This window comes from uncultured Enterovirga sp., from assembly GCF_964242715.1.
Taxonomy (GTDB): domain Bacteria; phylum Pseudomonadota; class Alphaproteobacteria; order Rhizobiales; family Beijerinckiaceae; genus Enterovirga.
Map to the genome: position 1 here is coordinate 48806 of NZ_CAXTAZ010000031.1, position 9926 is coordinate 58731.

8 protein-coding genes and 1 tRNA gene are annotated in these 9926 nt (G+C 67.6%); 5 read left to right on the forward strand and 4 right to left on the reverse strand.

Annotation, left to right across the window (positions count from 1 at the left end):
* Window positions 1-10: 10 nt before the first annotated feature.
* The 3 genes from ACFE87_RS15550 to ACFE87_RS15560 all read right to left on the reverse strand — a co-directional run bounded on the left by ACFE87_RS15550 (window position 11) and on the right by ACFE87_RS15560 (window position 2202).
* Window positions 11-532 carry a flavin reductase family protein gene (locus ACFE87_RS15550; protein ID WP_375460559.1) on the reverse strand — a complete coding sequence of 174 codons (522 nt, stop codon included), beginning with the start codon at window positions 530-532 and terminating at the stop codon, window positions 11-13.
* Window positions 533-611: 79 nt separating this feature from the next.
* Window positions 612-1358, reverse strand: coding sequence for an ABC transporter ATP-binding protein (locus ACFE87_RS15555; protein WP_375460560.1), 747 nt, complete (start codon window positions 1356-1358; stop codon window positions 612-614).
* A gap of 10 nt (window positions 1359-1368) precedes the next feature.
* The gene (locus ACFE87_RS15560) at window positions 1369-2202 is read right to left on the reverse strand and encodes an ABC transporter permease (protein WP_375460561.1); all 834 of its coding nucleotides are present in this window, start codon (window positions 2200-2202) and stop codon (window positions 1369-1371) included.
* A gap of 308 nt (window positions 2203-2510) precedes the next feature.
* On the opposite strand from ACFE87_RS15560, the gene ACFE87_RS15565 reads away from it, so the two are divergent.
* Window positions 2511-2587 (forward strand) — tRNA-Arg (locus ACFE87_RS15565).
* 281 nt (window positions 2588-2868) lie between these two features.
* Here ACFE87_RS15565 and ACFE87_RS15570 read toward each other — a convergent pair.
* A complete protein-coding gene (locus ACFE87_RS15570) occupies window positions 2869-3072 on the reverse strand; it encodes a hypothetical protein (protein WP_375460562.1) in 204 nt (67 codons plus the stop codon).
* 1563 nt (window positions 3073-4635) lie between these two features.
* Here ACFE87_RS15570 and ACFE87_RS15575 point away from each other — a divergent pair.
* The 4 genes from ACFE87_RS15575 to ACFE87_RS15590 form a co-directional block, all read left to right on the forward strand.
* The gene (locus tag ACFE87_RS15575; RefSeq protein ID WP_375460563.1) at window positions 4636-5322 is read left to right on the forward strand and encodes a TerC family protein; all 687 of its coding nucleotides are present in this window, start codon (window positions 4636-4638) and stop codon (window positions 5320-5322) included.
* 347 nt (window positions 5323-5669) lie between these two features.
* Window positions 5670-5882, forward strand: a complete 213-nt coding sequence (locus ACFE87_RS15580) for a hypothetical protein (protein WP_375460564.1) — start codon at window positions 5670-5672, stop codon at window positions 5880-5882.
* A 27-nt stretch (window positions 5883-5909) separates the two neighbouring features.
* Complete coding sequence (locus ACFE87_RS15585; protein ID WP_375460565.1) at window positions 5910-6155, forward strand: SEC-C metal-binding domain-containing protein; 246 nt, start codon at window positions 5910-5912, stop codon at window positions 6153-6155.
* 65 nt (window positions 6156-6220) lie between these two features.
* The coding region (locus tag ACFE87_RS15590) for a beta strand repeat-containing protein (RefSeq protein ID WP_375460566.1) at window positions 6221-9926 on the forward strand (3706 nt) is incomplete at its 3' end.

The window sequence follows — 9926 nt, forward strand, 5'->3', positions numbered from 1 at the left end:
GCCCACTGCCTTACGAGGGGAGCAGCGGCGGCCAGTCCGGCTCGACTTCGTCGCCCGATGTCAGGCCGCGATATGTGCCCCGGAAGAAGACGAGCGGCTCCTCGCCGCTCCGGGCCGAGAACCGCACCACCCGTCCGATGAAGACCACGTGGTCTCCGCCGTCGTGGTGAGCGTAGGGTTCGCATTCGAAATGGGCGAGCGCCCCGTGCAGCAGCGGAGCCTCGGCATGGCCCAGCGAATGGGAGACGTCGGCCCATTTGTCGCTCAGGGATTTCGCGAAGCCGTTCGCCAGCTCCTCCTGCGAGCGGGATAGGATGTTCACGGCGTAACCCCTCGCGGCCAGCATCGGCTCGAGGCTCATCGCGCGCCGGTCGACGCTGAACAGCACCAGCGGCGGATCGAGCGAGACCGAGTTGAAGGAGCTCATCGTGAGCCCGATCGCCTCGTCACTCGGCCCGCGCGCCGTGATCACGGCGACCCCGGTCGCGAATTGCGAGAGCGCCTGACGGAATGCCTTCGTGTCGAATGCCATGGCCTAGCCTAGTCGAGCGCGAAGCCCATGCGGACCGGCGTCGGCTGCGGCCGTTCGACCTCCGGCACGGCGGCCATCATCAAGACGGCGCCGCGAAACGCAGCATGACGTCGTCGAAGGGACCGTCGTCGATGATCCGGCCGTGGTCGAGCCGGATCGCCCGGGTGCATAATCGCGCGAGAAGGCCCGCATCGTGGGATGCCAGGACCAGGATGCCGGACCGCTCGACGAAGCGCCGCAGGCGCTCGTTCGCCCGTTCCAGGAATTTCGCGTCGCCGGCCCCGATCCCCTCGTCGAGAAGGAGGATCTCGGGATCGACGCTGGTCGAGACCGCGAAGGAGAGGCGCGTCTGCATTCCGGCCGAATAGGTCCGCATCGGCATGTCGAGGAAGGGACCGAGTTCGGTGAAGTCGGCGATCTCGTCGATCTTCGCCTCGACTTCGCGGCGGGTCAGGCCGAGATAGAGGCCGCGGATGCGGATATTGTCGTAGCCGGTCGCGTCGGGATCCATGCCGAGCCCGATGTCGAAGATCGGCGCCACGCGGCCCTCGACCCTGATACGACCCGTGAGCGGCGGATAGATGCCGGACAGCACGCGGAGCAGCGTCGTCTTGCCGGCGCCGTTATGTCCAACGAGCGCCACCCTCTCGCCATGGGCGATGTCGAGGGAAATGTCGTTCAGCGCCTCGACCACGGTGCGGGAGCGGGCGTCCGCCCCGATGCGCCCGCCCGTGGCGCTCATGACGAGGCGGTTCTTCAGCGAACGCGCCGACCCGCCGTAGAGCGGGAAGCTGACACTGACCTTCTCGACGCTGATCGCGCTCAAGCGACGCTCCTCACAGCCAATAGGGGATGCGGGAGCGGAACCGGGCATACAGCAGGAAGGCGGCAGCCAGGTTGACGGCCGTCACGGCCAGGACGACCAGCCACGTCATGGGTGCCACGTGCCCGCCCAGGAGCGGCGCCCTGACGAGTTCGACGAAGTGGTAGATCGGGTTGACCAAGGCAATCCAGGCGCGATCGCCCAGATTTTCGACGCGCCACAGGATCGGGGTGACGAAGAACAGGAGCGCGATGATGTTCGTCATCAACGGCGGAAGATCGCGGAACCGCGCCCCGAGGGTCCCGAGCGCGAGCGACACCGCGACCGCGTTCAGCGCGATGACGGCAACGCCCGCGAGAGCGGGCAGCAGGCCGAACACGAGCTCGAGCGGCTTCGCGAGAAGCGCGATGACGACGATGACGGCGTTGTGAGCCAGCACGATGAGCCCTCGCCAGACGACCCGATAAACGTGGACGCTCAGCGGTGCAGGCATCTGTTTCACGGCGACTTCGGCCGCCGAGAAGACGTTGCAGCCTTCGCTGAGCGCCACCGCGATGAAGGTCCAGATCACGATCCCGATCGTGACATAGGGCAGGAAGTCGAGGATCGGCTGGCGGAACAGGGTGGCGTAGGTGGTGCCGAGCGCGAGCACGAAGCCCGCCAGGCTGAGCGTGATCCAGAAGGGGCCGATCACGGAGCGGCTGTAGCGCTGGCGGATGTCGAACCATCCCATCGACCCCCACAGCTCGACCCTGCGGAAACCGGTCGCGAGATCCTTCCAGGCCAGGGAATATGGCGCCCTGCGCTGATCGTCAGCGCTGAGCACGGTGACGGTTGAGGACCTCACGGCGGCTCCAGGTCGAAGATGACGGCTCGGTCCTGCCGCTCGCGCCCGAGCCCGCTCTCCTCGGCGGCGGTCTCGAGCGGCTCGGGCCCGGCTCTACCAAAGGAGCCGCCCCGTGCCAACGGCTGGATCGGCGGGGTCGCGGCCCAGCCCCGTCTGGCACGGGTCGCCGGCGAACGATCGGGAGTTTCAGCCGCTTGGCGTCGCCAGACCAGCCGTCTCACATCGCGGGCCGCGGGCGACGGGTTGCCAAGCTCGGTCCGGCGTTCTATCTCCCCGGCTCGCGCACGGGACCACGTCCGGCGCGATCCGCGCCCGTAGCTCAGCTGGATAGAGCACCAGACTACGAATCTGGGGGTCAGAGGTTCGAATCCTTTCGGGCGCGCCATTTTGTCAATGACCTAGCTGCCCTGAGACTTGGCTGGTGCTTTCTGCGGACCCCACGGCGGACGCCCTTTTCTCCGGGGCTCGCTGTTGTCCCAGCAGGTGGCTCGAACGACCAGCACACCGAGACCGCCGCACTGAGGACAATCGACCTTAGCACGTTCAGCGGGGCACCCGACCTCTCCCCCTGGCGCCCGTGTTGCTCGCGCACAAACGAGCATAGAAGAGACTGCGTTCAGGCGCTGCCTGGCCGAGGCTTGGCGAACCGTCTGCCGGGCGCGCGTCTCAGTCCCTGTCCGTGTGCGGCTTGAGCCTGAAGTGATCCCGATGGCCGGTGATCAGGGTGACGATCTCTGCTTGCTGATCCATGAGCGTTTTAATCGCTGCCCGGGCCGGCGACTTGAGCGGGAGCTGCATGTGGAAACGGACCAGCTCGCTCCGGTGCCGCTCGATCACCTGGACGAAAGCCTGAGCTTCCGCCGGATCCATGTGCCGTCGAGGCAAGCTAACCATCGCTCACGTCCGCTTCAGCACGCCGCATCCTGTCTCCTACTGCTCGGGCGGGCGAGCCCCGCCGTCGGGGCTCGCCCGCCCGCCACGCGCATCGCACGTTTTGTTCCCTTTTTGTTCTCGCGAGCGCAGGCGAGTCAAGTGTCGGTCATGCGTCAGCGCCTCAGCGCGGCTCCTTCCGAGGTAGAAAGCTCGTTAGCTCCGTGCTAACGGCTCCGGCCTCAGCGTGTCAGCATGTCCCAGCCTCGAAAAAAGCACCCATCGAAACCGGCTGCAGAGCCTGAACGGCGTTCGTCCGGGTGGCGCTCGGCTGCCAGGGCACTCAGGCCCGAGCTGACCCGGCGCGGCGCCGTCAGGTTCGGGACCAGAGCAGCGCTTGCGTGTGGGATGGTCGGGATGCTGGCCGTCCTCGCGGCCTGGAACGCATCCGGTTTCCTCGACCCAGGCGGGCTGGATCGCCTCTTGCGGATGAAGAACACGTCCGCATCGGCACCCGCAGAGGGTCACGGCCAGCGCGGGCGCCTTGACCGAGGCAGGTTGAACTCGCTCCTGACCGCGACGGGCTTAGGCCGCTCGTAATCGCCTGTTTCGGCGGCCCGCAACGGTCCGATAGCTCCGCCTCAGGGACAACCGGCGCAGCAAATCACGGCTGCATGATCGCCGCGTCGCAAGTCCGGATTCCGACTACGAGCCATAGTGTGGCGGTGTAGATCGCAATCCAGATCAGCCCGTTGCGACGCCATCTCAGTTGCTTGCCGGCCATCGTGCTACGCTCCAGGCCTCACTGCCATTCCTGCTTCCCGTCCCAGGCATTGATCCGCCGTTGGCGCCTTTAGCATGAAGGCCCGATCTGCTGGCGGACAGTGAGATCGGCACCGACACGGATTCGGATTGGACGCCTGAGCCACCCTTGACCGTCCTCCGGCCTGATGGTCATGTGCAACCTCGGCTCGTTGGCGACAGGATACGTGGGCACGACGCTCGGCCTCATTCGCATAGCTTTTCTCGCGATCGCCACGATCTGGCTGTCCGGACCTATTCCGGATGGTCGCGCGAGCGAGCGCGGTGTCGCCTCGTACGCTGTTCGGTCTGCAGCCAGCGATACGGCAACTTTTCGACAGGCGCCGGTCCGCAACCCCAAGTTCGCGCAGTTCGGCGCAGACCTGGCGGACGATCCCGACGACGACGACGGTTGTAGCGCCCAGCCCCATACCGCAACTGTTCGGCCGGAGCGGATATCCCGGAGCAGCGCGGCTGCCTGGGCGCGGCTCCACCAGTCCACCCGTGCCCACCTCGCGACCGGCCCTCCGACCACCGCTTAAACTAGCACCGCTGGACCGCCGCCGCCCTTGCGGCTGGCACGGACCGTGAAGGTTCGTCGTCCCAGGTAGCCCCGGCCACCTGCCCGTTTCTCGCCACGTCCAGTCGCATCAGCCCGCGCCCTCAACCTGAGGCATAGCGCTGGCTTCGTCGTGTCATCCCTCAATTTTGATCCTGCACGCGCGGGCCGGTCTTCGGCGCGCAAGCGAGGAGTACGTCGTCATGGAAACGTTCGGACCTGATGCCCTGAAGATCCTGGAGATCGTCTGGGTCAACATCATTTTGTCTGGTGACAATGCGGTCGTCATCGCGATGGCCTGCCGCGGCTTGCCGCCCGACAAGCAGCGAATGGGTATGATCCTCGGGGCGGGCGTCGCCATCGTCCTCAGGATCGTTTTCACGCTTCTGATCGCGACCCTGCTGGCCACGCCCTATCTCAAGATCGCGGGTGGCCTGCTGCTCCTCTGGGTGGCTGTGAAGTTGGTGACGGGCGAGGAGGAGGACGAATCAGGGGTCAGGGTTTCTGACAAGCTCTGGCAGGCCGTGAAGACGGTCGCGATCGCCGATGCCGTGATGAGCCTCGACAACGTGCTGGCGATCGCGGCAGTCGCGAAGGATTCGACCTTCCTCCTGATCCTGGGGCTCGCGATCTCGATCCCTCTGATCGTCGCAGGCGCGTCGATCATCATCTCACTGCTCGAGCGCTTCCCGATTCTCGTTTGGGCAGGGGCTGCGCTCCTCGGCTGGATCGCGGGCGAGATGATCGTGACCGATCCAGCCGTCGTCAGCCGCGTCGGCCTCGATATCACGCATCGTGCCGAGATCCCGGCCGCGATCGTGGCCGCGATCTTTGTGGTCGGGCTCGGCTACCTGCTTGCGCGACGTCGCCCCGCCGAGAGTCGAGCCTGATTGCAGACGCGTGTCTGCGCCAGCTCACATCCGAAATCCTGATCAACCGAGGAGGTGGCCATGTTCCACTTCGACGCCCTGATTCTGTCCGCCCTAATCGCGTCCGTGTGGTTGAATTTGTACCTCTCAGCCGATCGGCTCGTAGCCGAGGCGAAGTCCCGGTTCCCTACCGCCCGGTCCGCCACGGTGGCGCTGGTTCCAGCGTCTCCCGAACCCGCAGAAACCGACGACACGTCGCCACGTGGCGCGTCTGCGGCGCAAACACCCGCTGCAAATGACCGTAGCAGCAGCATCAAGTAGATGCGCGCAATTCCCCGACCCATCACAGCAAGAACAGGATACCGGTTATGCACAGCGGCGTCGTTGTACTCTCCGCCTATGTAGTGTTTGCGATCGTGGGCGAGATCATAGCCTATTTCTTAGGTCGCCAGTTCGAATCATATTACCCGAGCTGGAGCCTGGGGGTGTTTCTCGCAATGTTTTTTCTGGCTCTGGTGATCGCATGGCCTTTGGCGGTGATGGTCACGCCGGAAGACAAGGAGCCTCCACCAGTTGTGTAGGCGCGGCTACCTTGCGGCTCGATCAAGTTGCTTTCCCCACCAGGGGATCCTGTCGCACGCCCCTCGCCACGACTCGGAGCGCGTCGGTCGGAAGCGGCCATCGTCTGCTGGGGCCATATCGGCCGGAACGAGCCCTGCCCCTGCGGCTCGGGCAAGAGTACAGGCATTGCCACGGCGGTTCACGGACTGACCTGTAAGGGTCTGGCGCCGCTGTGGCGCACAGGCCACGGAGCACCCGGATTCGTCCGGATTCGTCGCTACGGTCGGCCTTAACTATCTGTTAGCATTTGCAGAGATTGGCAGTGTCGGCATTGTCGCGCCCATTGCAGGGTGCGTCCATGTTCGAGCTGAGAGCGTCGGGTTGCAGCAACCAAGCCGACGCGGCTGAGGCGGGTCTCGGCCGGAGAGCAGGCCGCCTGTCGGGCCGGCGCCTGTTCGCCGTGCTGCGGCTCGCCTTCCGGTTGGTCGGCATGGGCCGGCAGCGGCAGCTCGGCCGGCTTGGCGGCGCGGCGGCTCTCGGAGCGCTTCTCGTCGCGATCGCACCGGCCCCCGCGATGGCCGGGCCGACATGCCAGTTCACCGCCGGCGGCAACGGGGCCGCCAACGCCGTCGGCCCGTTCGACTTCGCCTGTGGCACCAATTCGGTGGCGAACGCGCCCAATTCCTCGGCCTATCCGGCGTCGGCCTTCGGCGACACGGCGCTGGCGCTCGGCGACGGCGCGAGCTCGATCGGAGCCGGTGCGTATTCGGGCGCGACCTTTACCACCGCGATCGGCATCTACTCGCAATCCCAAGCGAACGGCGCGACGGCTCTCGGCGGCTTTGCGGCCGCCGGCGGAGCGGGAGCCCTCGTCGGGGCAACCCGCGGAGCCAGCCCCTTCCAGAACATCAATGCCACGGCGATCGGCGCAGGCTCCCAGGCCGGCTCCGGCGCCGCCGGACAGGACAACGCGACCGCTATCGGCGCCAGTGCCAGCGCCAATGCTCAACGGGGGACGTCGCTCGGCGCGTCCGCGTCGGCGAATGCCTCCGATGCCACGGCGATCGGGACCAATGCCAATGCCGGCGCCGCCAACGCGATCGCGATCGGAAGCAACGCCGCCAGCGGGGCCGGCAGCGCGGCCTTCGTGGCCGCGACATCTGCGAACGGCGTGGCCATCGGCAACCAGTCGCGCATCAACGGCAGCAGCGCCAACAGTGTCGCGGTCGGCTTCAACAACAGCGTCACGGGCGCGAATAGCGGCGCCTTCGGCACCGGCAACACGGTGAACGGCGCCGGCAGCTACGCGTTCGGCGACCCGAACGTCGTCAACGGCAGCACCAGTTTCGTGGTCGGGGACAACAACACGGTCAACGGCACGAACACGGCCGGCTATGGCAACAACGTCAACGTTTTCGGCTCGGGCAATGGCGTCGCCAACGGGGCGAGCCCGTTCAGCGCCGCCAATTCCAGCGTCGTCGGCAACAGCAACACGGTCGGCAGCACGGCAACGTCCACCGGCGCCGCAATGCTCGGGAACAGCAACACCGTCAATGCGAGCAACGCTGTCGCAATCGGCAACGGCATCGCCGTCACGGGCGCGAATGCGATCTCGATCGGGCAGAGCAGCCAGGCGACAGCGCTGAACAGCACCGCGGTCGGCCCGAACAGCTTCGCCTCCAACACCTCTTCATCCGCATTCGGTCAGGCCAGCCAGGCGAGCGGCAACGCGAGCACCGCACTCGGCGTGTCGAGCCAGGCGACCAACACCTCGGCGGTCGCGATCGGCAACACCGCAAGGGCAAGCGGCGAAGCCAGCGTGGCGATCGGCCGGAGCAGCGGCGCGTCCGGGTTGTCGAGCGTGGCGCTCGGCGAAGGCGCGCTCGCGAACGTTCAGGACGGAACGGCACTCGGGCAGAGTGCGACCGTGACGGCGGCGGGTGGCGTGGCGTTGGGTCAGGGTTCCGCGGCGGGCCGAGCCGGCCTGAGCGGCTCGGCCGAGCTGTTCTCGCAAACGGCCGTGGCGTCTACGGCCGGCGCGTTGTCGATCGGGGCGGCGGGGGCCGAGCGTCAGATCACCAACGTCGCGGGTGGCACGCAGGCGACGGACGCGGTCAACGTGCGTCAGCTGACGAATGTCGGCGGCAATCTCGCGACGGCGCTCGGCGGGGGCGCCGCGTTCAGCCCGACGACGGGCGGGTTCACGGCGCCGAGCTACACGGTCGGAAGCAGCACCTTCAACAACGTCGGGAGCGCGGTCGGCGCCCTCAACATCGGCGTGGGCACCAACGCGACGAACCTGGCCACGCTCGGGACTACGACCGCGGCGGCGATCGGCGGAGGTGCCGGCTATGCGCCGGCCACCGGCGTGACGGGTTTCTCCTACACGCTGAATGGCTCGGCCACCACCTTCACGAGCGTCGTGCCCGGTATCCAGGCGCTCGCGAATGGCGGGGCCGGGCCGCTGCAATTCGCGACGCCCGGCACGCCGTCGAACGCGCTGAACCTCGTCGGCACCGGCACTTCGGTGACGCTCGGCAACGTGGCGCCGGGCACGGCTGGCACGGACGCCGTCAACCTCGATCAGCTCAACGCGGTCTCGACAAGCGTTTCCAACATCCCGATCGCGACGAACAACGCGAACGCGCGTCCCGCTCCGGTCGCCTCGGCGACGGACGCGCTCGCCGTGGGCTTCGGTGCCACGGCCACGCAGGCGTCGGCGACGGCGCTCGGCAATGGGGCGCTGGCGACCGGCTCCGGCAGCACGGTCGTCGGCCGGGACGCGGTCGACAACGGCAATGCCAACTCGGCCGTGCTCGGCCAGGGCGCCAGCATCGCCGCGGGCCGTTCCGGCGCGAACGTGGCGCTCGGCCAGGGTTCGGTCGCGTCCCGCGGCTCCCAGACAGGCTACACCGCGCCATTTCTGACCACCCCGCAGACATCCGCCGGCGAGGTGGCCATCGGCAACCGCCAGATCACCGGCGTGGCGGCCGGTTCGGCTTCTTCCGACGTGGCGACGGTCGGCCAGCTGAACGAGGTCGGGGCGCTGTTCGCGAACGTGCCCATCGCAGCCAATAACGCGAGCGGATTCCTGGCCCCGATCGCGACAGGCGCCAACTCGCTCGCGGTCGGCTTCGGGTCTCAGGCCAACGGCCTCTACTCCCTCGCGGTCGGAGCAACGTCGGCGGCCCGCTCGGATTCGGCGGTCGCCTTCGGCGGGGTCGCGGACGCCGCGCAATCGACCGCGGTGGGGCTCAATGCCCAGGCCTTCGGGGCGAACAGCATCGCGGTCGGCTACAACGCTGCAGCGGGCGGCACGTTCACGAGCGTCTTCGTCCCGAATGCCGGCACGGTCGCGATCGGGCAGAATGCTCAGGCCGGCGCCGGCGGGGCCGGCCAGGCCAATGCGACCGCGCTCGGGGACGGCGCCGAGGCCAACATCGCTGGTGGCACGGCCCTGGGCCAGGGCGCGAGGGTCACCGCGCAGGGCTCCGTGGCTCTCGGCCAGGGGTCCTTGGCGAACCAGGCCAACACCGTCTCGGTCGGGATGGCAGGCGGAGAGCGCAGGATCACCAACGTGTCCTCCGGCGCGGCCGGGACGGATGCCGTCAACGTCGCCCAACTGAATGCGGTCTCGACCTCCGTGGCCAACATCCCGGTCGCAGCCAACAACACGGGGGGCTTCGTCGCACCGGTGGCAGGGGCGGCGAACGCACTTGCGGTCGGGTTCGGCGCGCGAGGGGCCGGGCCGAACAGCGTCGCGATCGGAACGGGGGCGGAAGCCCTCGGCGGCAACGACGTGGCGATCGGGCAGGGCTCGCTCGCCAACCAGGGCAACACCGTGTCCTTCGGCAGAGCAGGGGCGGAGCGCCGCCTCGTCAACGTGGCGGCCGGATCGGTGGCCGCGGACTCCACCGATGCGGTCAATGGGGGCCAGCTCTTCACGACCAACCAGAACGTCGCGACGAACGCCGCAACCATCACGATATTGCAGAACGGCCTCGCCACGACGAACGGGACCGTGACGACACTTCAGAATGATCTGGCGACCACCAACGGCAACG

Coding starts and splice junctions, on each gene's coding strand:
- ACFE87_RS15580 (WP_375460564.1), top strand. CDS start 5,670: ATGCACAGCGGCGTCGTTGTACTCTCCGCCTATGTAGTGTTTGCGATC.
- ACFE87_RS15575 (WP_375460563.1), top strand. CDS start 4,636: ATGGAAACGTTCGGACCTGATGCCCTGAAGATCCTGGAGATCGTCTGG.
- ACFE87_RS15550 (WP_375460559.1), bottom strand. CDS start 532: ATGGCATTCGACACGAAGGCATTCCGTCAGGCGCTCTCGCAATTCGCG.
- ACFE87_RS15570 (WP_375460562.1), bottom strand. CDS start 3,072: ATGGATCCGGCGGAAGCTCAGGCTTTCGTCCAGGTGATCGAGCGGCAC.